Annotated in this window: 24 protein-coding genes; 11 read left to right on the top strand and 13 right to left on the bottom strand. The window is 70.7% G+C overall.

The window, feature by feature from the left end:
* Positions 1 to 3 precede the first annotated feature (3 nt).
* A complete protein-coding gene (pdxH, locus tag BLS97_RS03680) occupies positions 4 to 639 on the bottom strand; it encodes a pyridoxamine 5'-phosphate oxidase (protein ID WP_090481224.1) in 636 nt (211 codons plus the stop codon).
* A 339-nt stretch (positions 640 to 978) separates the two neighbouring features.
* Between pdxH and BLS97_RS03685 the strand changes: the two genes are divergently transcribed.
* Entirely contained in the window at positions 979 to 2,091 is a 1,113-nt protein-coding gene (locus BLS97_RS03685; RefSeq protein WP_090474644.1) for a citrate synthase 2, read from the top strand.
* A 356-nt stretch (positions 2,092 to 2,447) separates the two neighbouring features.
* Here BLS97_RS03685 and BLS97_RS03690 read toward each other — a convergent pair whose 3' ends face one another.
* The gene (locus tag BLS97_RS03690; RefSeq protein ID WP_090474645.1) at positions 2,448 to 2,870 is read right to left on the bottom strand and encodes a nitroreductase family deazaflavin-dependent oxidoreductase; all 423 of its coding nucleotides are present in this window, start codon (positions 2,868 to 2,870) and stop codon (positions 2,448 to 2,450) included.
* A 145-nt stretch (positions 2,871 to 3,015) separates the two neighbouring features.
* Between BLS97_RS03690 and serC the strand changes: the two genes are divergently transcribed.
* The 7 genes from serC (at position 3,016) to BLS97_RS03725 (ending at position 11,004) form a co-directional block, all read left to right on the top strand.
* Positions 3,016 to 4,143 (top strand): phosphoserine transaminase, encoded by a 1,128-nt coding sequence (gene serC / locus BLS97_RS03695; protein WP_090474646.1) that lies wholly within the window; start codon positions 3,016 to 3,018, stop codon positions 4,141 to 4,143.
* A 105-nt stretch (positions 4,144 to 4,248) separates the two neighbouring features.
* Positions 4,249 to 4,674, top strand: a complete 426-nt coding sequence (locus tag BLS97_RS03700; RefSeq protein ID WP_090474647.1) for an ArsR/SmtB family transcription factor — start codon at positions 4,249 to 4,251, stop codon at positions 4,672 to 4,674.
* A complete protein-coding gene (locus BLS97_RS03705; protein WP_090474648.1) occupies positions 4,671 to 5,156 on the top strand; it encodes an SRPBCC family protein in 486 nt (161 codons plus the stop codon). The genes BLS97_RS03700 and BLS97_RS03705 overlap by 4 nt, the downstream gene beginning before the upstream one ends.
* A gap of 131 nt (positions 5,157 to 5,287) precedes the next feature.
* The gene (sepH, locus tag BLS97_RS03710) at positions 5,288 to 6,337 is read left to right on the top strand and encodes a septation protein SepH (RefSeq protein ID WP_090474649.1); all 1,050 of its coding nucleotides are present in this window, start codon (positions 5,288 to 5,290) and stop codon (positions 6,335 to 6,337) included.
* A 4-nt stretch (positions 6,338 to 6,341) separates the two neighbouring features.
* Positions 6,342 to 7,214 (top strand): alpha/beta hydrolase, encoded by an 873-nt coding sequence (locus BLS97_RS03715; RefSeq protein ID WP_090474650.1) that lies wholly within the window; start codon positions 6,342 to 6,344, stop codon positions 7,212 to 7,214.
* A 77-nt stretch (positions 7,215 to 7,291) separates the two neighbouring features.
* Complete coding sequence (locus BLS97_RS03720) at positions 7,292 to 9,112, top strand: ABC transporter ATP-binding protein (RefSeq protein WP_090474651.1); 1,821 nt, start codon at positions 7,292 to 7,294, stop codon at positions 9,110 to 9,112.
* Entirely contained in the window at positions 9,109 to 11,004 is a 1,896-nt protein-coding gene (locus BLS97_RS03725) for an ABC transporter ATP-binding protein (RefSeq protein ID WP_090474652.1), read from the top strand. The genes BLS97_RS03720 and BLS97_RS03725 overlap by 4 nt, the downstream gene beginning before the upstream one ends.
* An 87-nt stretch (positions 11,005 to 11,091) precedes the next feature.
* Here the strand turns inward: BLS97_RS03725 and BLS97_RS03730 are convergent, their stop codons facing one another.
* Both BLS97_RS03730 and BLS97_RS03735 read right to left on the bottom strand, forming a co-directional pair.
* On the bottom strand, positions 11,092 to 11,979 hold the full coding sequence (locus BLS97_RS03730; protein WP_090474653.1) for a sulfite exporter TauE/SafE family protein: 888 nt from the start codon (positions 11,977 to 11,979) through the stop codon (positions 11,092 to 11,094).
* A complete protein-coding gene (locus BLS97_RS03735) occupies positions 11,976 to 12,812 on the bottom strand; it encodes a GntR family transcriptional regulator (protein WP_090474654.1) in 837 nt (278 codons plus the stop codon). The genes BLS97_RS03730 and BLS97_RS03735 overlap by 4 nt, the downstream gene beginning before the upstream one ends.
* 122 nt (positions 12,813 to 12,934) lie before the next feature.
* Between BLS97_RS03735 and BLS97_RS03740 the strand changes: the two genes are divergently transcribed.
* The gene (locus tag BLS97_RS03740) at positions 12,935 to 14,386 is read left to right on the top strand and encodes an MBL fold metallo-hydrolase (protein ID WP_090474655.1); all 1,452 of its coding nucleotides are present in this window, start codon (positions 12,935 to 12,937) and stop codon (positions 14,384 to 14,386) included.
* Between the two features lie 453 nt (positions 14,387 to 14,839).
* Here BLS97_RS03740 and BLS97_RS03745 read toward each other — a convergent pair whose 3' ends face one another.
* From BLS97_RS03745 to arsM, 4 genes are all read right to left on the bottom strand, one after another.
* On the bottom strand, positions 14,840 to 15,265 hold the full coding sequence (locus BLS97_RS03745; RefSeq protein ID WP_090474656.1) for an arsenate-mycothiol transferase ArsC: 426 nt from the start codon (positions 15,263 to 15,265) through the stop codon (positions 14,840 to 14,842).
* Positions 15,266 to 15,346: 81 nt separating this feature from the next.
* Positions 15,347 to 15,757 (bottom strand): arsenate reductase ArsC, encoded by a 411-nt coding sequence (locus tag BLS97_RS03750; RefSeq protein WP_090474657.1) that lies wholly within the window; start codon positions 15,755 to 15,757, stop codon positions 15,347 to 15,349.
* Between the two features lie 43 nt (positions 15,758 to 15,800).
* Positions 15,801 to 16,931 (bottom strand): ACR3 family arsenite efflux transporter, encoded by a 1,131-nt coding sequence (gene arsB, locus BLS97_RS03755; RefSeq protein ID WP_407938030.1) that lies wholly within the window; start codon positions 16,929 to 16,931, stop codon positions 15,801 to 15,803.
* A complete protein-coding gene (gene arsM, locus BLS97_RS03760) occupies positions 16,922 to 17,809 on the bottom strand; it encodes an arsenite methyltransferase (protein WP_090474658.1) in 888 nt (295 codons plus the stop codon). The genes arsB and arsM overlap by 10 nt, the downstream gene beginning before the upstream one ends.
* A gap of 88 nt (positions 17,810 to 17,897) precedes the next feature.
* Between arsM and BLS97_RS03765 the strand changes: the two genes are divergently transcribed.
* Positions 17,898 to 18,266 carry an ArsR/SmtB family transcription factor gene (locus BLS97_RS03765; RefSeq protein ID WP_090474659.1) on the top strand — a complete coding sequence of 123 codons (369 nt, stop codon included), beginning with the start codon at positions 17,898 to 17,900 and terminating at the stop codon, positions 18,264 to 18,266.
* 25 nt (positions 18,267 to 18,291) lie between these two features.
* Here BLS97_RS03765 and BLS97_RS03770 read toward each other — a convergent pair whose 3' ends face one another.
* The 3 genes from BLS97_RS03770 to BLS97_RS03780 form a co-directional block, all read right to left on the bottom strand.
* A complete protein-coding gene (locus BLS97_RS03770; protein WP_157695156.1) occupies positions 18,292 to 18,771 on the bottom strand; it encodes a DUF2537 domain-containing protein in 480 nt (159 codons plus the stop codon).
* Positions 18,772 to 18,838: 67 nt separating this feature from the next.
* Positions 18,839 to 19,645 carry a TrmH family RNA methyltransferase gene (locus BLS97_RS03775; RefSeq protein ID WP_407938031.1) on the bottom strand — a complete coding sequence of 269 codons (807 nt, stop codon included), beginning with the start codon at positions 19,643 to 19,645 and terminating at the stop codon, positions 18,839 to 18,841.
* A gap of 32 nt (positions 19,646 to 19,677) precedes the next feature.
* A complete protein-coding gene (locus BLS97_RS03780; protein WP_090474662.1) occupies positions 19,678 to 20,100 on the bottom strand; it encodes a MarR family winged helix-turn-helix transcriptional regulator in 423 nt (140 codons plus the stop codon).
* 194 nt (positions 20,101 to 20,294) lie between these two features.
* Between BLS97_RS03780 and BLS97_RS03785 the strand changes: the two genes are divergently transcribed.
* On the top strand, positions 20,295 to 20,588 hold the full coding sequence (locus BLS97_RS03785; RefSeq protein WP_157695157.1) for a DUF2530 domain-containing protein: 294 nt from the start codon (positions 20,295 to 20,297) through the stop codon (positions 20,586 to 20,588).
* 28 nt (positions 20,589 to 20,616) lie between these two features.
* On the opposite strand, the gene BLS97_RS03790 is transcribed toward BLS97_RS03785, so the two are convergent.
* Together BLS97_RS03790 and BLS97_RS03795 are read right to left on the bottom strand one after the other, a co-directional pair.
* Positions 20,617 to 23,625: a sacsin N-terminal ATP-binding-like domain-containing protein gene (locus BLS97_RS03790; protein ID WP_090474663.1), complete on the bottom strand. Its 3,009-nt coding sequence runs from the start codon at positions 23,623 to 23,625 to the stop codon at positions 20,617 to 20,619.
* Positions 23,604 to 24,626 (bottom strand): DUF3027 domain-containing protein, encoded by a 1,023-nt coding sequence (locus tag BLS97_RS03795; RefSeq protein WP_197676397.1) that lies wholly within the window; start codon positions 24,624 to 24,626, stop codon positions 23,604 to 23,606. The genes BLS97_RS03790 and BLS97_RS03795 overlap by 22 nt, the downstream gene beginning before the upstream one ends.
* Positions 24,627 to 24,665: the final 39 nt, after the last annotated feature.

Consider the following 24,665-nt stretch of genomic DNA (forward strand, 5'->3'; position numbering starts at 1 on the left):
CCGTCACGGAGCCAGCCGCTCGACGACCCAGCGGGCGTCATCGGACTGCTCGTCGACCATTCGGTACCGGAGACGATCGTGCATGCGACCGGTCCGGCCCTGCCAGAACTCGACCGTGACCGGCTCGATCCGCCACCCGCCCCAGTGCGGCGGCAGAGGCACCTCGCGATCGCCGAACTGGCCCAGGATGTGGGCCTCCGAGCGGTCGAGTTCGTCCCGGCCGCTGACGACGGACGACTGGGGGCTGGCCCAGGCGCCCAGCTGCGATGCGCGGGGTCGGGTCTGCCAGTAAGCCAGCGATTCCGCCCGGTCAACCGGGTGGACCCGACCGTGGAGGTGAATCTGCCGCTGCAGGCCGTACCAGGGAAAAGTGACGGCCGCCCAGGGATTCTCGTCCAGATCGTGACTCTTGGCCGAGGTGTAGTTGGTGTAGAACACCACCCCGGCGGCGTCCACCGTCTTGGCCAGCACGGTCCGGGCGGACGGGCGGCCGGTCGGGCTGGCCGTGGCCAGCACCATGGCGTTCGGTTCGACGATCCCGGCCGCGACCGCCTCGGCCATCCACTTCTGGAACTGACTGACCCAATCGGCGGCCAGATCGGCCTCGTCCAACCCGGCCATCGTGTAGTTCTGCCGCATCGTCGCGAGGTCGTCGAGCGTCACCGTATTCGTCCTTTTCCGCCCACCTGCCGGCGTCCGTATTCGATCATTTGTGACTCTAACCAACCCGTGCCGCACCGGGCACGGCTTTTGCGTCACCACGACGTGACCAAAAGCACCGGACCCAGACATGGCACCGACACAGCACGAAGGAGGACAGTGTCGGCAGGGAAACGTGAACCGCGGTTATCCGCGGTCGAACACTTCCGGGGGACGTCGGCGGATCGAACGCCGTCCGATCCGTCCCCGCATGCAACTTCGCCGGCCCCGCCGGCCGGGGTGACGTCCGAAGGTCCGTCCTCAACGTGGAGGTGCCACATGGCTACGACGAACGACAGTTTTGTCCCCGGGCTGGAGGGCGTGGTCGCCTTTCACTCCGCCATCGCCGAACCCGACAAGGACGGCGGCGCACTGCGCTACCGCGGAGTGAACATCGACGACCTGGTCGGCCGGGTCGGCTTCGAGGACGTCTGGTCCCTGCTGGTCGACGACGCCTTCGGCGCCCGTCTTCCGGTGGACATCTCGTTCCCCGCCTTCTCCTCCGGCGACGTGCGGGTCGACGTGCAGGCGTCCCTCCCCCTCCTCGCCCCGGCCCGGGGCTTCGGCCCGCTGCTCGACATCACCGACGAGCAGGCCCGCGATCACCTGGCCCAGACGACCTCCGCGACCCTGGCCTACGCCGCCCGGTCGGCCCGCGGCGACCGGCCGGAGGTACCTCAGTCGATGATCGACGGGGCCCCGACCGTGGTCGAGCGGTTCCTCACCATGTGGCTCGGTGAGCCGACGCCGGAGCAGGTCAGGGCGATCGACGCCTACTGGGTGTCGGCCGCCGAGCATGGCATGAACGCCTCGACGTTCACCGCTCGCGTAGTCGCCTCGACCGGCGCCGACGTGCCGGCGTGCTTCGCCGGTGCGGTCGGCTCGATGTCGGGTCCCCTGCACGGCGGCGCTCCGGCGCGCGTGCTCCCGATGATCGAGCAGACCGAACGCACCGGCGATGCGGCGGCCGTGGTGAAGGGCATCCTCGATCGTCACGAGCGGTTGATGGGCTTCGGGCATCGGGTGTACCGGGCCGAGGACCCGCGGGCCCGCGTGCTGCGCCGGACCTGCCAGGAACTGAACGCGCCGCGATACGAGGCGGCCGCCGCGCTGGAGCAGGCGGCGCTGACGGAGCTGCGGGAACGCCGTCCTGACCGCCCGATCGAAACCAACGTGGAGTTCTGGGCGGCGGTCATCCTCGATTTCGCCGGTGTGCCGGCGCCGATGATGCCGGCCATGTTCACTTGTGCCCGGACCGCCGGCTGGAGCGCCCACATCCTGGAGCAGAAGCGACTCGGCCGCCTGGTCCGCCCGGCCGCGGTCTACAACGGCCACCCGCCGCGCACCCCGGAGAACGTCGTCGGCTTCGGCGAACTGGCTCTCGCCGGCTGAGCGCACCGCCCGTTACTGCGCATACGGAACTGCCTCACTGCGCATACGGAACTGCCCCGCGCAGATGTTTCTGCCCAGATCAGGCGCTCAACCGCCGATTTCGGGACGGACCGTATGCGCACGGCAGTTCCATATGCGCACAGGACTTCGGGCCCGGCCGTTCCGCATACGGAACTGCCCCGCGCATATGTTTCTGCCCAAATCAGGCACTCAACCGCCGATTTCGGGACGGACCGTATGCGCACGGAAGTTCTGTATGCGCACAGGACTTCGGCAGTTCCGTAGGGGCGGCGCGGCAGCTCCGTAGGCGCACAGGAGTGCGGCCGGTCCGTACGTGCCGGGGACGGGTGTGCGGGTTACTGGACCGGGGTGACCGGGACCGGGATCAGGGCGACGACCGGGATGACACGGTCGGTGTTCTCCTGATAGGTGGCGAATCCGGGGTACAACTCCGCCTGTCGGTTGTACATCCGTGTGCGTTCCTCCCCCTCCAGCTCCACCGCGTCGACCTGCAGCGTGTGGTGGCCGACCTCGATGATCGCCCGCGGATGGGCCTTGAGGTTGTGGTACCAGTCGGGGTTGGTCGGCGCACCGGCCTTGGACGCGAACACCAGGTACCGGCCGTCGTCCAGCAGGTACATCACCGGGCTGACGCGGTCCTGACCCGACCGCGCGCCCACCGAGTGCAGCAGCAGCAGGGGCGCCCCGGCGAAGTCGCCGCCCACCTGGCCGCCGTTCGCGCGGAACTCCTCGATGATCTTCTGATTCCAATCGGACACTGTTCTTCTCCCGAGTCGAGTGGTGCGAAGGCGGCCCCGCGCAATGATTGTGCCTCCCGGCAGTGAAAGACTGTGCCTGCGGAGCGCCATTCGCGCGCGCCGCCGCCCATTCGTCATCCGCTCGCAACGAGGAGAGCCGTCAGTCATGGCCGATCCGACCACCCTGGTACTGCCCGAATCCCTGAAGCCGACCGACGGCCGGTTCGGCTGCGGCCCGTCGAAGGTCCGCCCGGAGGCACTGGCCGCCCTGGCTGCGTCCGGATCGCAGTACATGGGCACCTCGCACCGCCAGCCGGCGGTGAAGGGTCTGGTGCACCGGGTCCGGGCCGGACTGTCCGAGCTGTTCTCTCTGCCCGACGGTTACCAGGTGATCCTGGGCAACGGCGGTACGACCGCCTTCTGGGACGCCGCCGCCCTCGGACTGGTGCGGCGCAAGTCCCAGCACCTCACGTTCGGCGAGTTCTCCTCGAAGTTCGCGTCGGTGACGAAGGGGGCACCGTTCCTGGACGACCCGACGGTGATCAAGGCCGAGGTGGGCGACGCGCCGGTCGCCGTCGCCCAGCCGGACGTCGATGTCTACGCCTGGGCCCACAACGAGACGTCGACCGGCGTGGCCGTGCCGGTCCGACGGCCGGACGGCGCAACCGCCGACCAGCTGGTCCTGGTCGACGCCACCTCGGGGGCCGGTGGCCTGCCGGTCGACGTGGCCCAGACCGACGTCTACTACTTCGCCCCGCAGAAGGTGTTCGCCTCGGACGGCGGCCTGTGGATCGCCCTGGCCTCGCCGGCGGCGCTCGAGCGAGTGGCGGAGATCGCCGCGACCGACCGATGGATCCCGGAGTTCCTGTCCATCGCCACCGCCCTGGACAACTCGACCAAGGACCAGACGCTGAACACCCCGGCCGTGGCCACACTGTTCCTGCTGGCCGACCAGATCGACTGGATCAACGGCCAGGGCGGCCTGGACTGGGCCACCCGGCGGACCGCCGACTCCTCGGGCCGGCTGTACGACTGGGCCGAGAAGTCGTCATACGCCACCCCGTTCGTCGCGCGGCCGGAGCTGCGTTCGCAGGTGGTCGGCACCATCGACTTCGCCGACGACGTCGACGCTTCCGTCGTGGCCAAGACGTTGCGGGCCAACGGCATCGTCGACACCGAGCCGTACCGCAAGCTCGGCCGCAACCAGCTGCGGATCGGCATGTTCCCGGCTATCGAACCGTCGGACGTCACCGCGTTGACCGAGTGCGTCGACCACATCGTCGGCCAGCTGTAGTTCGCCGACGCCCGCACCACCGGAGCCCCGCCGATCTGATCGGCGGGGCTCCGGCCTTTCCGATCGGGGTTGACATCCCGATTCCGGATGCTGATACTTAGGCATGTGCCTAAGTATCAGTCCGACGACCTGGACCGGCTGTTCCATGCCCTCGGCGATCGCAGCCGCCGCGCGATGATCGAACGACTGACCCGCGGCCCGGCCTCGGTCTCGGACCTGGCCCGGCCGTTCGACATGGCTCTACCCAGCCTGGTCCAGCACCTCGGGGTACTGGAGGCGGCCGGACTCGTCACCTCCACCAAGGTCGGGCGGGTCAGGACCGTGCAACTGGTCCCGGGCGCCCTCGAGCCGGCCCGGACCTGGGTGACCGCCCAGAAGATGCCGGCCGAACGGCAACTCGACCGGCTGGGGGCATACCTGGCCACCGGGGGCGGGCCGCGCGACCCGCCCGGCGCGACCGATCCACCCGGTTCCGCATCACCCCGTCCGTCACCACCCCATTCGTCCCACGACCAGGAGGTAGCACCATGACCAGCATCGACACCGCGACGTCCGAACGCAGCACCACGCACGGCACCTTCGTGATCGAACGCACCTATCCCGTCCCGGTCGCCGAAGTGTGGACCGCACTGACCGACGACGCCGCCCGGGAGCAATGGTTCGGCGGTGGCCCGGAATTCGACGCGACCGAGCGCTCCCACGAGTTCCGCGTCGGCGGGCACACAACGGAGGAGGGTCAGTGGCACGGCGGCCCGCGGTCGAGGTTCCGGGCCACGTACACCGACATCGTCGACCGCAACCGCATGGTGTTCACCTACGACATGTGGATCGACGGCGCGCACCTGTCGACCTCGCTGACCACCATCACGGTGGCCCCCGACGGAGACGGCACGCTGCTCACCTTCACCGAGCAGGGCGTGTTCTTCGACGGGATCGACACCATCGAGACCCGCGAGGGCGGGACCCGCGGCTTGCTCGACAACCTCGGCGCCTTCCTCACCGCCACGCGCTGAGCCACCGGTCCGGATCGCCGTGCCGTCAGCCGGTGACGGTACGGCGCGCCTCGGCCGGGTGGTCCGCGCCCGCGGATAGATTCACATACGGACAGCCAGCGGAGTTCCTGCCGGCGCGGGAGGAGAACGCCATGCGTGCGCTACGGGTGCTCGGTCTTTCCGACGCACCGGTCGAAGGCGCGGAGAAGGGTTCCGTCAAGAACCTGGTCTGCGAGGATCCGGTGACCGGCGAGCAATTCTCCATTCCCTGCGACGACCGGCTCAAAGCCGGCGCTCGCGGTGACCTCAGCCGGTTCGGGCAACTGGAGATCGAGATGGAGTCACAGCTGCGTCCCCGTGAGATCCAGGCCCGGATCCGGTCCGGCGCGACCGTCGAACAGGTTGCGGCCCAGGCCGGGACCACGGCCTCCCGGGTCGACCGGTTCGCCTACCCCGTACTCCTGGAGCGGGCCAGCGTGGCCGAGAAGGCCCGAAAGGCCCGCCCCGCCATCGACGGCATCACCGCGGCGACCTCGGTCGAGGACACCGTGGCGGCCACCCTGGCCGCTCGCGGACACGACGGTGACGTCACCTGGGACGCGTTCAAGGACGACGAGGGCTGGATCCTGGCGCTGACCTGGCACGTCGGACGGTCGGAGAACCGGGCCCACTGGGTCTTCCACCCCGGTTCCGACGGCGGCACCCTCAGTGCCCGCGACGACGCCGCGGCGGAGATCGTCGACCCGGCATTGCGGATCCTGCGACCGCTCCGCCCGGTCCGGCCGGACACGGTGCCCACCGTCCTGATCGACCCGACGGTGCCCACCGAGCCGTCTCGGCCGGTCGACACCGCGCCTCGCTCCGGGCATCCGGCCGGCAGCAAGCTCACGACGGCGCCCAAGCCCGCCGCCCAACAACCGCGTACCCCCCGCCCCTCGCGTTTCGGCGTGGACGCCGCGGCCACCGAGCCGAGCGCCGCGGAGCGCATCGTCGAGGAGACGGTCACCGACGAACGCACCGGCGTCAACCCGGTCATCACCCGGCGGGAAGAGGTGCGGACCGGAACCGAACCGGTCCGAGCCGCCTCGACCCCGTCCCCCGCCGCTCGCTCCAGTGCCGCCAAGTCGTCCCGCAAGGGATCCCGCCCGGCCATGCCCTCGTGGGAAGACGTCCTGCTCGGGACACGGTCCAACGGACACTGATTCGATGCGTCGGATACCGGTCGCCGGTGGTGACCTCGCGGTCCACGAACTCGGCGGCGGCGACGTCACCGTCGTCGCACTGCACGGCATCACGGCCAACGGCCTGACCTGGCTCCGGCTGGCCGGAGCCCTGGACGGAACCGCCCGGGTCCTCGCACCCGACCTGCGCGGACGGGCGGCGTCAGCCGGCACCACGTCGCCGCGCGGGCTGGGCGCCCACGTCGACGACCTGCTGGCCGTCCTGGACGCCTACGGGCTCGAGAACACCGTTCTGATCGGCCATTCCATGGGCGCCTACGTGGCCGCCCTGGCCGGGGCCCGTCACCCGGACCGCTTCGCGGGAGTGGTGCTCGTCGACGGCGGTGTGGCCTTCCCGCCGCCGCCGGACCTCGACATCGATGCCCGCCTCGTCGCCACCATCGGACCGGCCATGCAGCGCCTGTCGATGACCTTCGCCTCGCCGGCGGCCTATCTCGACTTCTGGCGTCCGCACCCCGCGGTGGGTCCGCTGCTGACCGGTCCGACCGCCCATGACGTGGAGCAGTACCTGCAGCACGACCTGGTCCGGGACGGCGCCGAGTTCCGGTCCAGCTGCGTGGCCGAGGTGATCAGGGCCGATGGCGCTGACGTGCTGGCCGATCCGGAGACGCACCGGGCGGCGGCCGCCGCGACCGTGCCGACCAGCCTCCTGTGGGCCGAGCGCGGCCTGCTCGACCAGGCTCCCGGCCTGCTCACCGCGGAGTCCATCGAGGCGGCCGGACTGCCGTCGACGGTCGACCTCCGGTTCGTGCCGGATGTGAACCACTACTCGATCATCATCGGCGACGCCGGCGTCCGTACCGTCGCCGAAACGGTCCGCCGGCACCTGCACCGCTGAGCAGAGCACGGGAACGAGTTCCGACCGCGCGAAAAGAACTGGGTCCTGTCGGTGGCCCGACGTAGCCTGACCCGGCCATGACGAATTCGAAACCAACTGCCCCGACGGCCCCGGCGAATCCTCGCACCACGACCACGGCGTCATTGAAACGCTTGCTGCCGTTCGCCCGCCCGGCCCTCCCCGCCCTTGGCGCCTCCGCTGTCGCGGCGATCGTGGCAACGGTTTGCGGCCTGACGTTTCCGCTGGTCATCCAGTGGATCATCGACGGCCCGATCGCGCGTCGGCAGCTAGGCGGGCTGTGGTGGCCGGCCGTCTTGCTGGTGATCCTGGGCGTCGCCGAGGCCACCCTCTTCTGGGCCCGGCGCATGCTCGCCACCCGCCCCACCATGCGGGTCGAGGCGTCGATGCGCGCGGCGCTGTACGAGCGCCTGCAGCAACTTCCGGTGTCGTTCCACGACCGCTGGCCGGCCGGCCAGCTGTTGTCCAGGGCCGTGTCCGACCTGTCGACGATCCGACGATTTCTGGCCTTCGGCCTGGTCTTCCTGGTCGTCAACCTGGCCACCTTCGTGATCGGGGTGGGCATCCTGATCACGCTGTCCTGGCCGCTCGGCCTCATCGTCGCCGCGCTGGCCATCCCGTTGGTGTTGTTGTCGTTCCAGTACGAATCGCGCTACCAGATCCTGGCCCGCCGCTCCCAGGACCAGGTGGGCGACCTGGCCACCGTCGTCGAGGAATCGGTCCTGGGCGTCCGCATCCTGAAGGCCTTCGGCCGCAGTTCGCACCTGCGGCGATCGTTCCTGCGGCAGGCCGGCGACCTCCGCGACACGGAACTGTCGAAGTCGAAGGTGATCTCCGTGCTGTGGGCCGTGATCATCGCGCTGCCCGAGATCGCGCTGGGCATCGCCCTCGTCCTCGGGGTTCGGCAGGTGGCCGCCGGCACGCTATCGGCGGGCACGCTGGTCGCCTTCTTCGGTACCGCCATGGGCCTGCGCTGGCCGATCGATTCGATCGGATGGCTGCTGGCCATCGCCAACGACACCGCCGCCGCGTCCGACCGCTACTTCGAGGTGATGGACGCGCCGGTCACCGTCACCTCGCCGGACCACCCGATCCCGGCACCGAACCCTTCCGGGCGGCTCAGGCTCAAGGACGTGCGGTTCCACTTCGCCGACGCGGCCGCCGTGGACGGGCACCCCGCCGACACGCTCCGCGGCATCGACCTGGATCTGCACCCCGGCGAGACGGTGGCCCTGGTCGGGGCGACCGGGTCCGGCAAGACAACCCTGTCAGCCCTGATCAACCGGCTCTACGACGTCACCGGCGGCTCGATCGAGCTGGACGGTGTCGACATCCGCGACCTGGATCTGGATGTGCTGCGCTCCCGTGTCTCGGTCGCCTTCGAGGAACCCACCCTGTTCTCCGCCTCGGTGCGGGAGAACGTGCTGATGGGCAAGCCGGACGGGTCCGATGACGAGGTGCGCGCCGCTCTGGCCGTCTCCCGCGCCGACTTCGTCGACGAGCTGCCGTGGGGCCTGGACACCCGGATCGGAGAGCAGGGGATGTCCTTGTCCGGTGGCCAGCGGCAGCGACTGGCCCTGGCCCGCGCCGTCGTCGCGCACCCGAGCGTGCTGGTGATGGACGATCCGCTCTCGGCGCTCGACATCCACACCGAGGCCGAGGTGGAGGCCGGCCTGCGCTCCGTCCTGGCCGGCACCACCACGCTGGTCATCGCGCACCGGGCGTCCACCGTCATGCTCGCCGACCGGGTCGCGCTGCTGCAGCACGGCCGGATCGCGGCCGTCGGTACGCACTCGGAACTGATGAGTACCGTGCCCGCCTACCGGGATCTGCTGGCCAGCCGGGACGACGCGGCTCGCGCGGCGGAGGTGAACGCATGACCGATCAGAACAACACCACCGGGACCGGCGGGCTGGGAACGAGGATGATGAGCACCCCCGCCGTGCCGCTCGACCCGAACGCCGACAACGCCTGGCGCGGAGTCGCCGCCGAGGATTCGGGCGACATCTCGGTCGAGGTCGGCATCAAGCTCCAAGCGCGATCGCGCCGACTGCTCGGGTCACTGCTGCGGCCGCACCGCCGACTCACCGTGCTGGCCACCGTCATGGTCGTGATCAGCGAACTGGCCTTCCTGGTCGGCCCGTTGATCGTCGCCTACGGGATCGACACCGCGGTGCCGGCCCTGTCCGCCGGCAACGGAGCTCCGCTGACCTTCACGGCCATCGCCTACCTCGGAGCCGGGGTGGTCAATGCGTTGGCCAAGGCCACCTTCGTGCGGTTGTCGGCACGGATCTCGCAGGCCGTGTTGTTCGACCTCCGGGGTCGGGTCTTCACCCATTCCCAGTCGCTGAGCCTGTCCTTCCACGAGAAGTACACCTCGGGACGGGTCATCGCGCGGATGACGAGCGACCTCGACACCCTCTCCGACCTGGCTGAACAAGGTCTCGACGGGCTGATCTCGGGTGTGCTGTCAGTGGTGGCGATCAGCGTCGCGCTGCTGTTCCTGGATCTGCCGCTCGGCCTGATCGCGCTACTGGCGATGGTTCCGGTCTTCCTGCTGACCCGATGGTTCCAGGGCACCTCCCGCACGATCTACCGGCGCACCCGCGCCGCCATCGCATCGCTGATCGTGCAGTTCACCGAGACGATGAACGGCCTCCGGGCAGTGCTGACGTTCCGGCGGCAGGGCCGCAACGCAGCCATCTTCGCCGGGTTCAACAACGAGAACGCGGCCGCCAACGGCGACGGGTTGGTCGCACTGGCCCGCTACACCCCCGGGGTGCGGCTGGTCGGAAACCTGGCGCTGACCGCCGTGATGATCGTCGGCGCGGTGCAGGTGATCAACTCGCAGCTGGACATCGGCGTGCTCGCGGCGTTCCTGCTGTACGTGCGCCGGATGTACGACCCGCTCGACGAGCTGGCCATGTTCTACAACTCCTACCAGTCGGCGGCGGCCGCGCTCGAGAAGTTGTCGGGCCTGCTCGAAGAGGTACCGAGCGTCCCGGAACCGGTCGACCCGGTCCCGCTGCCCGACGTCACCGGACACGTCCGGTTCGAACAGGTGGAATTCTCCTACCACCCGGACGTGCCGGTGCTGCCGACTTTCGATCTGGATCTGCCGGCCGGGCAGACCCTGGCCGTGGTCGGCGCCACCGGAGCCGGAAAGTCGACGCTGGCCAAATTGCTGGCCCGGTTCTACGACCCGACCGCCGGCCGGGTCCTGCTCGACGACGTGGACGTCTCCCACCTCTCGACGGCCGATCTGCGCCGCGGAGTGGTGATGGTGACCCAGGAGTCCTTCCTGTTCTCGGGCTCGGTGGCCGACAACATAGCGCTGGGCAAGCCGGAGGCCACGCGGGCCGAGATCGAGGCCGCGGCCGACGAGATCGGGGCCGGGGACTTCATCCGGGCCCTCCCCGACGGCTTCGACACCGACGTCCGCAAGCGGGGCGGGCGGCTGTCGGCCGGGCAACGTCAGCTGGTCGGGTTCGCCCGTGCATTCCTGGCCGATCCGGCCGTGCTGATCCTCGACGAGGCCACGGCCTCCCTCGACATTCCGTCGGAGCGAGCGGTGCAGGCCGCCCTGCGGACCGTGCTGCACAACCGGACCGCGGTGATCATCGCCCACCGGCTGTCGACCGTCGAGATCGCCGATCGGGTGCTGGTGATGGAGCACGGACGGATCGCCGAGGACGGCCGGCCCGCCGACCTGATCGGCGGCGGCGGCCGATTCGCCGGCCTGCACACCGCCTGGCAGGATTCGCTGGTCTGAGCGGCGGAACGCGGCGCTCGGCCAACCGACCGGGCCTGCCCGGCGCGGAGCGCGGTTCAACTCACCGGCGCCGGGAGACGGGCCCGGTCAGCTGATCTGGGCGATGTTCTGGACGGCCACGAACAGTCCGATCGCGATCAACATGGCGGCGAAGATCCGGGTCAGCAACCGGTCCGGGAGACGGCCGGCGATGGTCTTCCCGGCGAGGGAGGCCGCCATGGCGGCGATCGTGAACGGCACGATGATCGCCCAGTGGAAGTGCGCCGTGCCGGCCCGGGCCACCAGGGAGGCGGCGGAGTTGATCGCGATGATCAGCAACGATGTGGCCGCCGCGACCGGCATCGACAGGTCGAACAACAACACCAGGACCGGGACGATGACGAAACCGCCGCCGACGCCGAAGAATCCGGTCATGAAGCCGACCCCGAGGCCGGCGACGAGGATCTTCGCGCCCGCGGTCCAGCGGCTGCCCTGGCCGAACTCCCGGGACCGCGCCGGAGCCTCGCCGACCGGCGAAGCGGCGCGGGCAGCGACGGTCCGTTCGGCGTCGGAGCTCTCGGCCGGTCCCGCGAATCTCGCGGCCCCGACGGAAGCGGTTGCCGGCTCGGGCTTTCGGTTGCGGGCGCGCAGCAGCATGCCGGTGGCCGCCAGACCCATCACCACCGCGAAGGCGATCAGCAGGTAGTGCTGGTTGACCTGCCGGTTCAGGGCCGTCCCGAGGTAGGCGGCCGCCGTGCCGGCGATGCCGAACATCACCCCGAGTCGCCAGCGGACGTGCCCGCTGCGGGCGTAGCCGATCATGCCGGTCAGCGCGGCCGCCCCCACGATGATCAGGCTGCTGGTGGTCGCGTCGCGGGCCGACTGTCCCAGCAGATACACCAGGGCGGGCACGGTCAGGATCGCGCCGCCGCCGCCCAGGGCACCGAGGAAGGCCCCGATCACCAGCCCGAGGCCCAGTGCGGCCAGGGCGGTCATGCGACGGTCCCGGCGATGTGGGTGGAGCCCGGCGGTCGCGGGGCCGTGACGCCGGCGCCGGGGTCGAAGTGGTAGCCGGCCGGGGTGAACTGGGCGGTGAGGCTGAATCGGTCGGCCCGGACGAGGGTGTGCCGCCACTCGACCGGCACCCCGTCCGAGCAGCCCAACCGGTCAAGAGCCAGGGCCGCCACCTCCGGTGGGTTCTGCAGCAACCGCGCTTCGCCCGCCGTCGGGACGACGGCGCGGATGAGTTCCTGACCGCCGGTCAGCCGGACGCCGCAGAGTCTGTGCATCTGCTCGTACAAGGAAGTGTGGGTGAAGTCGACCTCCAGCAGCGGTGCGGCCCAGGACGCCGCCAGGTAGATCCGGTCCACGGCAAGCGGTTCATCCCCGGCCAACCGGAGACGCTCGAGGTGCACCAGCGGCGTGGACTCCTCGAGTCCAAGGCGGGTGGCGACGACCCCGTCGGCGCGGACGTCCAGCCGACGGACGATGCTGCGCTGGGTCAACCCCGCAGCCTCGACCGACGCGAACAGGCTGTAGAGCGCGCCACCCATCTGCTGCTGGATCACCGTCGGCTCCGCGACGGTCGACGCCCGCCCCCGGGCGGCGGTCACCAGACCGTCACTGCGCAACGACCGCAACGCTTCACGGATGGTGTGCCGGCTCGCCGCGTACTCCTGCGCCAAGGCATGCTCGCCGGGGAACCCGTCGTGGAACTGACCGGCCAGCAGCCGTGCCTGCAGGTCTTCACGCACCTGACGCCACAGCGGGCCGACGCCGGTCAGCGCGCGTCCGTCGACCGCCCGAGGTGACCGGTACGGCACCTTCATCGTCCTCATCACGCGGGACCTCGATTCCGTTTGTCGTCCACTCGGCCTAGAGTACCGAAATGTACGTACATTCAACGCGGTGGCCATACGGACACCGAAACGCGCGGCGACGAGGAGAACCCATGAGGGTCGAAGTGATCGACACCAGCGAGCTCGGTGACCGGAGCTACGTGGTCCACGACGGGCGCACGGCGATCGTGGTCGACCCGCAACGCGACGTCGACCGGGTCGAGGCGATCCTGGCCACCAAGGCTCTGAGCTGCGAGGCGGTACTGGAGACCCACATCCACAACGACTACGTCACCGGTGGGTACGTGCTGGCTCAGCGCACCGGCGGGGCCTACGTTCTCTCCGGCGCCGATCCGGTCGATTTCGATCGGGTTCCGGTCGAGGACGGCGCCGTGTTGAACTTCGGCGCCCTGCGGGTGCGGGTGATCGCCACTCCGGGCCACACCGACACCCACCTGGCGTACGTGGTCGACCAACCGGGCTCGGCCGACTCCCCGGCGGTGTTCACCGGCGGTTCGCTGCTGTTCGGTTCAGTGGGCCGGACCGATCTGGTCGACCCGGCGCGGACCGAGGAACTCACCCACGCGCAGTACCACTCCGCCCGTCGGCTCTCGTCGATGCTCGATCCCGACGTGCCGGTCTACCCCACCCACGGGTTCGGCTCGTTCTGCTCGTCCGGCTCGGCCACCGGCGGCGACTCCTCCACCATCGGAGCCGAACGCGCCCGCAACGACGCCCTCACAGCGGCCGACGAGGAAGGCTTCGTCGCGGCGCTCATCGCCAACCTCACGGCCTACCCGGCCTACTACGCACACATGGCACCGCTGAACCGGCAGGGTCCGACCGCCATGGATCTTTCGGCACCGAAAGTGGTTGGCCCGCAACAGCTGCCGCATCTGATCTCGGCCGGTGACTGGGTGGTGGATCTGCGGGAACGCACCGCCTACGCGGCCTCCCACCTCGACGGGACGATCAGCATCGCGCTCGGCGCCCAGTTCGCCACCTACCTGGGCTGGTTGATGCCCTGGGGTGAGAATCTGACCCTGCTCGGCGAGACGGCCGAGCAGATCACCGACGCCCAGCGCCAACTCGCCCGGATCGGTATCGACCGACCGGACGGCGCCGCGGTCGGCGCCGCCGAATACCTGGCCGCCGGGCGGCTCAGCAGCTACCCGCGGGTCAGCTTCCCCGACGCCGCCCACGCGCTGGGCCTGGGACACACCCACGATCACGGCCATCCGCACGGCCACCACGACCGCAACGGTCAGGTCGTACTGGACGTGCGGCGCGACGACGAGCGCGCCGTCGGCTTCATCCCCGGATCCGCCCACATTCCGCTGCACTCGCTGCTGGCCCGACTGGACGAGGTCCCACCGGGACGGTTGTGGGTGCACTGCGCCAGTGGGTTCCGGGCCTCCATCGCCGCCAGCCTGCTCGCCCGCGCCGGCCGCGAGGTCATGTACATCGACGACACCTACGACACCGCGGTGGCCATGGGGCTGACCTCGACGCGCATCGAACTCCAGGACGAATCAGAACGGGACGCGGGCCTCGTGCGCGGCTGACACCACGGCGGCGATCCGCCGCACGCGGTCACCCCAGCGACCTCGCGTCTCCGGCTGGACGGGCACCGGCAGCGCTTCGGGATGCGGCTCGACCGGAGCGGTCGGGTCGTGGTGCGGCACGGGCGGAGTCTGGTCGCCATACGGCAACGCGGAAGGCCTGGTGTACGACATGAGATGACTCGGATTCTGTGAAGGTGGCGGCAGGTGACGGGCCGCGAACCATCAAAGAGGTGGCTCAGCGGCAGGCGTCGCCGCAACAGAGCCGATCATCAACCGACAGGGGCGTCACACCGATCAGGCACACGCAGAATGCTGTGCCCGCTCCCGGCGCGATGGTGTCCACGGGACCAGAGAACCACACCGTCACCTCGAGGGGCAACCACGCGAGGTCGGTCCGTCCCCGCGCTCCGCGCCGGTCACCCCCGGCCCGGCGCCCCGATCCGGCGGCGGGACCTACGACTGGCCGACGTCGGCCCGTAGGTGCTCGGCGAGAGCCCGGACCCGGGCGGCGATGTCGTCGCGCACGAGCCGCATCCGCTCGATCCCGTCTATCCCCCGCTCGGAGGGTTCGTCGGTGTCCCAGACCTCGACCGGGGTGTCACCGACCGGCCGGACGTGCGCGTCGCGGCCCAGCACGACGACGCGGTCGGCGGCGGCGACCATGTCGTCGGTGAGCTGCCGGGTCCGCTCGCCCGTGATGTCGACTCCCAGTTCCAGCAACGACTGCGCGGACAGGGCGTTGATCGTGTCGCCCGGCTGTGTCCCGGCCGAGGACACCTCGACCTCGTCGCCGACGGCGGCTCGCATGAGCCCCGCGGCCATCTGCGACTTTCCGCCGTTCTTCACGCACACGAACAGGACAGACGGTCGATCGGTCATCGGCTGCTCCGGGTGGTGTCGGCCTGGCCGGGGCGGACCCGGCCCGCGGTCGATGGAGTCGCGTTCGCGATCACGACGTCGTCAGACCTTGGCCGGGAGCAACTCGGCGATCAGAGCCTCGACCCGGCGGCGGATCTCGTCGCGGATCGGCCGGACCGCCTCCACGCCCTGACCGGCCGGATCCTCCAGCTCCCAGTCCTCGTAGCGTTTGCCGGGGAAGATCGGGCAGGCGTCACCGCAGCCCATGGTGATCACCACGTCGGAGGCCCGCACGGCCTCGGAGGTCAGCACCTTGGGCACCTGCGCGGTGATGTCGACTCCCACCTCGGACATGGCCTCGACGGCGGCCGGATTGACCTGATCGGCGGGCACGGATCCGGCCGAGCGGACTTCGATGGCGCCACCGGACAGGGCGGTCAAGAACCCGGCGGCCATCTGGGACCGACCCGCGTTGTGGACACAGACGAATAGCACGGAAGGCTGGTGAGGCATCAGTGGTGACTCCGATCGGGACGGGATTCGGGACAGGACATGGTCAGGACTTCACGGCCGTGCCGATCCCGCGGCCGGTCGCGGGGACAGCGGGGTCGTCGGGGAACAGGCGTCGGCCGGCCCAGAGGGCGACGTAGACCAGGGCGACCAGGGCCGGCACTTCGATCAGCGGCCCGACCACTCCGGCCAGGGCCTGACCGGACGTGACGCCGAAGGTACCGATGGCCACCGCGATGGCCAGTTCGAAGTTGTTGCCGGCGGCGGTGAAGGCCAAGGTGGCGGTCTTGGCGTAGCCGAGGCCAAGGCGGCGGCCGAGGCCGAATCCCACGCCGAAGGTGATCACGAAGTACACGATCAGCGGCAGCGCGATCCGGGCGACGTCCCAGGGCCGGCTGGTGATCTGGTTTCCCTGCAGGGCGAACAACACGACGATGGTGAACAACAGCCCGTACAGCGCCCACGGCCCGATCTTCGGCAGCACGGTCGACTCGTAGTACGCCCGGCCCTTTCGCTTCTCGCCCAGGGTCCGGGTCAGGAAGCCGGCCACCAGCGGTATCCCGAGGAACACCAGCACGGAGACAGTGATCGCGCCGACCGAGAACCCGGCCGAGGTGGTGGCCAGCCCGAGCCAGCCCGGCAGCACCTGCAGGTAGAACCAACCGAGCGCACCGAAGGCAAGGACCTGGAAGACGGAATTGATGGCCACCAGCACGGCCGCAGCTTCCCGGTCGCCGCAGGCCAGTTCGTTCCAGATCATCACCATGGCGATGCAGCGGGCCAGCCCGACGATGATGAGCCCGGTCCGGTACTCGGGCAGATCCGGCAGCAGCAGCCACGCCAGCGTGAACATCAGCGCCGGCCCGACGATCCAGTTCATCACCACGGACGCGATCAGCAGGCGTTTGTCGCCGGTGACCCGGCGGGTCTCGTTGTAGCGGACCTTGGCCAGCACCGGGTACATCATCACCAGCAGGCCGATGGCGATCGGCAACGACACCGACCCGACCTTCACCGCGTCCAGGCCCTTGGACAGGCCGGGGACCACCCGGCCCAGCAGCAACCCGACGGCCATGGCCGCGATGATCCAGACCGGGAGGAACCGGTCCAGCCGGGACAGCTTGGCCAGCACCGCCGGGGCGGCGACGTCCGGTGCGGGGGCCGTGGTCACCGGCACCCACAGGCCGTTGTCGGGGCCTGCCCGGTGGCGCTGGTGTCGCAACAGGCGGACTCGTCCGCTGGATCGTGGCGGGCGGCCGGCGCCGACGACGCACAGCAGTCGGCCGCGGCGGGCTTGGCGGCTCGGATGATCGCGCCGTGCAGACCGTCGGCCACCTGGTGGGTGAACACGACCTCCGGGCCGTCGAACCCGGCCGCGACCAGTCCGTCGAGATATTCGGTGACCGACAGCGCACCCGCGATGCAGCCGACGTAGGAGCCTCGATCGGTCCGATCGGCGGGGGTGAGGCGATCCTCGGCCACGACGTCGGAGATGCCGATCCGTCCCGCCGGCGCCAGTACCCGGAACATCTCGGCCAGTACGGCCGGCTTGTCGGTCGACAGATTGATGACGCAGTTGGAGATGATCACGTCGATCGATGCGTCAGGGAGCGGGATCTGTTCGATCTGCCCCTTGAGGAACTCGACGTTCTGCGCGCCCGCGCGAGAGGCGTTGGCGCGAGCCAGCTCCAGCATCTCGTCGGTCATGTCCAAGCCGTAGGCGAAGCCCGATGGACCGACCCGTCGAGCCGAGAGCAGCACATCGATACCCCCTCCGGATCCCAGATCCAGCACCCTCTCCCCGTCCCGGAGATCCGCGACGGCCAGCGGGTTACCGCAGCCGAGCGATGCCAGCACCGCCTCGGCCGGCAGGCCGTCGGTCTCGTCGGCCCCGTACAGGTTCGCACCGAACCGGTCGGATTCGTCACCGATCGCGACCACCGACAGTGCGTCGGTCGGGCCGCAGCAACTGGCGCCCGTTCCGGAACCGACAGCTCGCGCGGCGGCGGCGTAGCGGTCGCGGACGTGCTCACGGAGCTCGTCGGTCTGGCTCATGGCTGACACCCTTCATAGATGAACGTCGATGCCTCAACCATGGCTGTACACATAGACCTTTGTCAATGTCTGGCGCATACTGGTCTCCATGACGAGCCGGACCGATCTGCCGCTGACCGACGTGGCGTGCTGCGCCCCGCTCACCCGCGTGCCCTTGACCGCGGCGGACGCCTCCGCCCTGGCTCAGACACTGAAGGCCATCGCCGACCCGACCCGACTGCGGTTGCTGTCCATGGTCGCCGCGCACGAGGGCGGCGAGGCGTGCGTCTGTGATCTGACCGAGCCGCTCGGCCTGACCCAGCCGACCATCTCCCACCACCTCAGGGTCTTGGTCGACGCCGGGCTGCTGACCCGCGACAAGCGAGGCGTGTGGGCGTACTTCACGTTGGTGCCGGGTGCGTTGGACTCCCTCGCCGCGGTGCTGTCCAGCCAGGACCCGGCAGTGGTCACGGCCTGACCGGCGGCTCCGGAGGTGCCCCGGCTCAGACGAGGAAGACCAGCGCGCACAGCCAGGCGGACAACAGTCCCAGCACGGCGCCGGCTCCGATCCAGCGAAGGACCGGCAGATTCCGCGACAGCCACAGCGCGGGCCCGAGACCGCCCGCGACGAGGACGTTGACGGCAATGGCCAGGATCGGGCGGTCCGCCAGCCCCGACGAGAGCACGTAGACCGCACTGGCCACGAGGAACAGGGTGAATCCGGACAGGGCCAGCCCGGGCCCCCACGGGACGGGCTCGCCGCCCGCGCGCCACTCCTCCACCCAGGCCCATTCGACCGGTTCGTACTGGTCGACCGATTCCTCGGCGTGGACCGGCTCATCGAGATCGGCCGGTTCAGCGTCGCCTGACCGTGGGTCCGACGGCGTGTTCACCTCGGGGTCCGGCGTCCGCGTGACCACCTGCAGCACCCTCGGCGCCGAGTCCTGCGGCCCCACGGACGGGTCGCCGTGCGGCCCGGTCACGGCCGGCCAGCGATCGGCAGTCGGGTGAACGAAGCTTCCATCAGCACAGTCTGCCGCACGCCGTCGGTCATCCGGTCGCGATCTCGGCAAAGGCGATGGCGCCGGCGGTGGCCACGTTCAGCGAGTCGACACCGGGCGCCATCGGTATGCGCACCTGCAGGTCGGCCGACTCCAATGCCGCGTCGGTCAGCCCTGGCCCTTCCGAGCCCAGGAGCACGGCCACCTTCCGGCCGGCCAACCCGGCTTGCCGCAGCGTCACCGCCGACGGTTTCGGGGTCAGCGCGGTCACGGTGAAACCCTTGCTGCGCAACAACTCCGCCGGGGCAGGCCATGACCCGGACAACCCGGCGAACGGAACCAGCAACACCGTACCCATGGACACCCGGACACTGCGGCGGTACAGCGGGTCCGCGCAGCCCTCACCCAGGAGGACCGCCCCGATCCCCAACGCGGCCGCGTTGCGGAAGATCGACCCGAGGTTCTCGTGGTCGCCGACGCCTTCCAGCACGGCCACCGAGCGGACCGAATCCAGAAGCTGCGCCGTGGGCGGGAAGGCGATCCGGTCGGCGGTGGCCAACACCCCGCGGTTCAGGTGGAACCCGACCACCCGGGCCATCAGGTCAGCGGACGCCACATAGAACGGCGCCTCCAGGTCACTCAGATCCGGGGCCAGTTCGTCGAACCGGCCCCGGACCCCCAACAGGGCGCGCACCGGGTAGGCCGATGCAATCAGCCGACGGACCACGACGGTGCCTTCGGCGATCACCAGCCCGCGGCCGCCGGGCCGGTCGGGTCGGCGGTCGGCCGTCGTCAGGTCGCGGAAGTCGTCGAGGCGAGGGTCGGCGGGGTCGGTGATGTGGATCGGCATCGTCACGTGCTGATGTGGCTGGTTCGTTCGGCCCGCGGTCAGTGGCCGGCGAGCTCGTTGAGGATGACGGCCGCGCGGTGCAGGGTTTCCCGGTCCTTGGGTGGCAGCTCGGCCAGCAGCTGGGCCAGCCACGCCTCACGGGCCTCGACGTAGCTCTCCATCCGACGGATCCCGTCCTCCGTGATCTCGACCAGCACCTGACGACCGTCGGCCGGGTTGTCCTTGCGGATCACGGCGCCGGCGCTCTCCAACCCGTCGACCACCCGGGTGATCGACGGCGGGCGAACCTGTTCACGGACCGCCAGATCGCCCGCGGTGATCGGTCCCTCGCGCCAGATGATGGCCAGAGCCGAGATCTGCGTCAGCGTCAGGTCGTGGGTGGGGTGCTGCTGCCGCATCCGTCGGGTCATCCGATGGATGGCGAGGCGGAGTTCGTTGGCCAGCGGGGCGACGTCAGGCATGTCGTTGGTTCACCTTACTTTTGGGGGTCGAGCCGAGGGCCGCGACCGGAACCGCCACCTGCTGTGAGCACTTGTGTAAAGACGCGGATCATACAAGAGCCTTTCGCATCGCTACACGTGACCAACGGTCCGGACCCCGTTCGCGTTCCGGGCCGGGCGGACGGTGACCACCGGCCGGACACTACGCTGGACCCGTGGCCGTCGACGGGACGAACGAGCAGCCGTACACGCCGCCGCCCCTGCCCCCGGTCCGGTCGAACCTGTTCCATATCGTGGCCCCGCTGACCGGGGTCTGGTTCGTCGTGCTGGCCGTCCTGATGACCCAGATTCCGGGCCTGCGCGCGCACGACCACCTGATCTGGCTGTGGACGGCGGCGGCCGGGACCTTCCTCGGCGGCCTGGGTCTGTCGATCTACGGCTGGCAGCGCAGCGCCGCCCGGCGCGGGCGGCGGTCGGCCCAGCCGATGGCTCTCGACGAGAAGATCTGACCGGACGGTGACCTGCTCGACGGCCTGATCAGCTCAGCCCGTCCTCGGCGAAGGTCAGCGGATCACCGGCCGCGGCCGCCACGGCCAGCGCCCGGTCACTCCAACGCCCGGCCAGGTGCGCGACCGCCCGGCCTATCCCGTCGGGCGATCCGTCGGTGACCACGCCGTCCCCCGGCCCGGGCCACCACCGCACCCGCCGCGGCGCGCCGTCGTGGTCCACGGTCAACTCGGGGTCCGTGGTCAAGCCGCTCGGAAAGGTGACGGCCAGGGTGACGGCGGCCCGCGCGGCGGCCGCCGACTCGGCGTCCGACAGCGGCGCCCCGACGGCTGCCGACGGGACACGGACGACCTCCGACGCCAGTTCCAGTTCCAGCGCCGCGGCCACCGCGTCGGGTGCAGCGCCGCCGGCCACCAGACGTCCGGGATCGAGCACCTGGGCCAGCCACGGCCGGTCGAGCACCAGGGCGTCGGCGGCCGCCACCACGGCACCGTTCAACGCCCGCACCAGGTCCGGTAGGCGCAGTCGGGGATCGCGTTCCAGCACGGTCTCCGCCGCGGCGGTCAGCGCGGGGACCGCACCGGCCGGGACAACCCGGCCCTGGTCGGCCAGACGGTCCAGCAGGTCCTGGCCGTCCGCGTCGGAGGCGTCGGTCAGCACCCCGATCGCCGCCGCCACCGCTGGGTCGACGGCCACCGGGAGCGGGTCGTACAGGCCGGTCAGTACCACCGCGTCGGGACGCCGCCAATAGGTCGGCGGGTGCCCGCCGAGCCGGGCGTAACGGGTCAGCCACCATCGGGTGTAGGACGGTGCCGGTTCTCCGGTCAGTGTGGCCCGCGCGGCCGGGTCGGCGGCCAACATCGTCAGCAACTCCGGCCAGCGATCGTCATCGACCAGATCGAGGTCGGCGACGGCATCGAAGGCGTCCGGCGGCAACGCCTCGCCGACCACCTCGGACCACCACTCGTCCAGGTCCGGCAGATCGGCGTCCCGATCGTCGACGCGCACGATCTTCAACCCGGTCCGCACCCCGACCAGGGAGAGAGTTTCCGGCGGCAGTTCCGACCACGGGGCACCGACCAGCGGCAGGTCGGCGTCGGCGGCCAGCACGCCGGCCAGCGGCGCCCCCGGGGCCAGCAACTCGGCCGCCGGCCAGGGCTGCCCGTCGACGTCGGTCAACACCACGTCGTCCAGCAGGCCTCCGGCCGGCGCGCCGCTGCGGGCCAGGTCGAACGCCAGATCGGCCAGTTCGCTCAGTTCGCCCAGGTCTGGATCGTCGTCCTCCAGGTCCTCCCGGAAGCGGGCGAACACCTCGATCAGCGCCGGGTCCGAGACCAGGGCGGCCGCGTCGGCCGGCCCCGCGCCGAGCCGGGACAGCAAGGGATGCACGGCATCCGGGTGCACGATCCGCAGGTCAGGGGCCAGCGCCACCGCCCTGGTCAGGACGTGTCGGTCGATCGCGTCAGCCGCCGGCAGCAGCAGACCGGCCGGCCCGATCCGCCGGCCGCCGCCGATCAGCGGCACCGGAAGGTTCGCCAGGTCCTCGGAATCCTGGTCGGCCAGCGCCGAGTACACGTCGCGCCAGAACGCCGGTTCGTCGTCCAGGCCGGCCAGGGCCGCCGTCGCGTCGGCCAGCGGGAGGATGCTCACCCCGAGCATCCGCAGCGCGTCCAGGTCCGACGGGTGGTGCGGCGGCGGCAGCAGTCCCGGAACGGCGCGCCCGAGCAGAAAGGCCGCCTCGTCCGAGATCCCGGTGATCACGCAGGCCGAGGAGGGGACGACGAGGTCGCCCAGTGTGGAGACCAGGACCGGCGACCGTGACAACCGGCGCACGATGCCCGCGCGAAGAGTGGCGTCGACCGGACCGAGCGGGAACCCGGCCGTCGGAACCAGGGACAACCGGCGTCCCGGCGCGACGGCCTCGGCCAGGTCGACGTAGGCCTGGGCCGCCTGGGCCAGCAGGTGGTCGGTGAGCGGACCGGACGCGAGCCGCCGCCGGGTGTCGTCCACCGGGAAGGTGCCGATGAGGCGGGCCGGGAGCGAGAGCGGCTCGTCGGTCGGCGTCGGCGCCCCCAGGAAGTGCGGCGCCGGGACGGCGACGTCGAACAGATCGACCGCCGCCGGGACCTCGACCGGCTCCGGCCAGACCCAGGTCAGTGTCCACTCGTCACGGGCCCGTTCCTCCACCGGACGATCGGCCAGCAACGCCGCCGGGATCGTGCCCGAACGGGCCCCGGTGACGTACCGGGTCGACTCCACTCCGGCGGTGATGACCGTGACGCCCTCGTCGAGGTCCTCCCGGGTGAGCATGCGGTCTGGTCGGCCGGGCAGCACCACCTCGACCACGGCCAGCCCGGGCAGGGCCCAGAGCAACTCGTCGCCGAGGTCGTCGAGCATCTTCCTGACCTCGGCGCGGACCTCCTCCCGGAGCGGCAGGCGGACCTGCGTGTCGAACCCGTCCGGCACCGGGTCGGAGCGCAGGTCGGCCTCCGGGACGGGCCACGGCAGCCGCAGGGCGGGCACCTGGCCGGCCCGGGCGGCCAGCTCCGCGGTCAGATCCGCGTGGTCCAGTTCGGTGACGGCCGCGGTGGTCCGGGCCCGGGAGAACGCGATTCCACCCGTGCGGGACACGACTGCCGGTTCGTCGGACACGGCCATCACCGCGGTGAAGCCCACCCCGAAATGACCGACCGTGGCGCCCCGGCCCCGTTTCGCCGACGCGCGCAAGGAGGCCAGGCCGGACACGCCGGCCGCAGTCAGTGGGGCACCGACGTTGGCCGCGCGCAACTCGCCGGCGCTGTCCAGGCTGAAGCGAACCCGGCCCGGGACGCCCATCTCCCGGGCCGCGTCGACCGCGTTCGCGGCCAGCTCGATCAGCAGCCGGCCGGCGTACCCGCCGGTGGCCAGTGCCTCCTCGGCGTTCGCGTCCTCCCGGAACCGCGCCGGCGAACGGGACCAGGCGTCCAGGACGGACGAGCGCAGCCCGGCCGTCCCGAACGGGTCGGACGCCGGGGCGGTCAGTCCTTGCCCGGCGACCACTGGTCGTCCGGCTCGGCGGCCGCGTCGAGCAGGGCGGCCTCTTCCAGTTCGGCCTCGGCCAGTTCGGCGCCGACGATGTACGGGTCGGCCCACTCGTCGAGCGCGGGGTCGCTGACCTCGAGTGGCGGCGGGCCCTCGACCGCGATGCGGCGGTGGACCTCCAGCGTGAGTTCGTCGATGACGGTGTCGGTCGCGGCCGATCGGGCCGGCATGACGATCACCGTCTCGGAGTGGGCGCCGCAGCCGTAGCCGGCATCGACCACCCGACCGTCGGCCGGGGAGAGGTCATTGCCGCACGCTCCGAGCAACTGCCCGAGCGAGCCGGCCAACGGCAGGTAGAACGCGCACGTGACGCAGTGGGCCGGCGCGGCCAGCGCCATCTCGTCGCCCGGCCCGAACCGACCGTCGTGCAGACGCTCGGCAAAGTCGACGCGGCCCTCGCGGGACATCACCCGGACGCGCCCCAGTCCGATCTCGGTGGCGACGGCCTCGACGGCCGGATCGTCGGACTGCAGGTAGGCCGGGACGATCCGCGGGTCGTCGGGCGAGGGCGGCAGCAGGTCGCCGGCGCCGAGATCGCCGGGCCGGATCCGCTCGTCCCAGGGAATCCAGGCCGGAGCCAGCAGGGCTCCCTCTCCCGGCAGCAGGACGACCTCGCTGACCGTCGGATGGGACGCGTCGAGCACCGCGAGGGTGACCGACCAGTGCCAGCCCTGGTACCCCGGCTGATTGGCCCGGAAATTCGCCGTGACGGCCACGTCGTCCTCGGCCACGGCGAGCAGAAACTCGCCGACGTCGGACGGATCGAGGGCCTCGGCTTCGGCGGCGGATCGGGCCAGGCTGGTCGCGGTCTCGTCGAGGATCACCACGACCGGGCCGGCGGTGGCCGCATCAACCTCGCTGACCTGCTCCGATACGGGTTCGTCGGCTCCGCCGGCGGTCGGCTCGGCATCGGCGTGGACATGGTCGACCAGGGCGGTGGATGCTGGGTTGGAACTCACCAGTCCATCTTGCCGCATCCGTTCCCCCACGACTCACCT

Origin of the sequence: Nakamurella panacisegetis, from assembly GCF_900104535.1 — a bacterium.
In the GTDB taxonomy this organism is placed as follows: Bacteria; Actinomycetota; Actinomycetes; order Mycobacteriales; family Nakamurellaceae; genus Nakamurella; species Nakamurella panacisegetis.

Bases quoted from the DNA above. Each gene is read 5' to 3' on its own strand.
- BLS97_RS03705 (WP_090474648.1), top strand. From the start codon at position 4,671: ATGACCAGCATCGACACCGCGACGTCCGAACGCAGCACCACGCACGGC.
- BLS97_RS03685 (WP_090474644.1), top strand. From the start codon at position 979: ATGGCTACGACGAACGACAGTTTTGTCCCCGGGCTGGAGGGCGTGGTC.
- BLS97_RS03715 (WP_090474650.1), top strand. From the start codon at position 6,342: ATGCGTCGGATACCGGTCGCCGGTGGTGACCTCGCGGTCCACGAACTC.
- BLS97_RS03730 (WP_090474653.1), bottom strand. From the start codon at position 11,979: ATGACCGCCCTGGCCGCACTGGGCCTCGGGCTGGTGATCGGGGCCTTC.
- sepH (WP_090474649.1), top strand. From the start codon at position 5,288: ATGCGTGCGCTACGGGTGCTCGGTCTTTCCGACGCACCGGTCGAAGGC.
- BLS97_RS03735 (WP_090474654.1), bottom strand. From the start codon at position 12,812: ATGAAGGTGCCGTACCGGTCACCTCGGGCGGTCGACGGACGCGCGCTG.
- BLS97_RS03745 (WP_090474656.1), bottom strand. From the start codon at position 15,265: ATGACCGATCGACCGTCTGTCCTGTTCGTGTGCGTGAAGAACGGCGGA.
- pdxH (WP_090481224.1), bottom strand. From the start codon at position 639: ATGCGGCAGAACTACACGATGGCCGGGTTGGACGAGGCCGATCTGGCC.
- BLS97_RS03750 (WP_090474657.1), bottom strand. From the start codon at position 15,757: ATGCCTCACCAGCCTTCCGTGCTATTCGTCTGTGTCCACAACGCGGGT.
- BLS97_RS03780 (WP_090474662.1), bottom strand. From the start codon at position 20,100: ATGCCTGACGTCGCCCCGCTGGCCAACGAACTCCGCCTCGCCATCCAT.
- serC (WP_090474646.1), top strand. From the start codon at position 3,016: ATGGCCGATCCGACCACCCTGGTACTGCCCGAATCCCTGAAGCCGACC.
- BLS97_RS03765 (WP_090474659.1), top strand. From the start codon at position 17,898: ATGACGAGCCGGACCGATCTGCCGCTGACCGACGTGGCGTGCTGCGCC.
- BLS97_RS03720 (WP_090474651.1), top strand. From the start codon at position 7,292: ATGACGAATTCGAAACCAACTGCCCCGACGGCCCCGGCGAATCCTCGC.
- BLS97_RS03740 (WP_090474655.1), top strand. From the start codon at position 12,935: ATGAGGGTCGAAGTGATCGACACCAGCGAGCTCGGTGACCGGAGCTAC.
- arsM (WP_090474658.1), bottom strand. From the start codon at position 17,809: ATGAGCCAGACCGACGAGCTCCGTGAGCACGTCCGCGACCGCTACGCC.
- BLS97_RS03725 (WP_090474652.1), top strand. From the start codon at position 9,109: ATGACCGATCAGAACAACACCACCGGGACCGGCGGGCTGGGAACGAGG.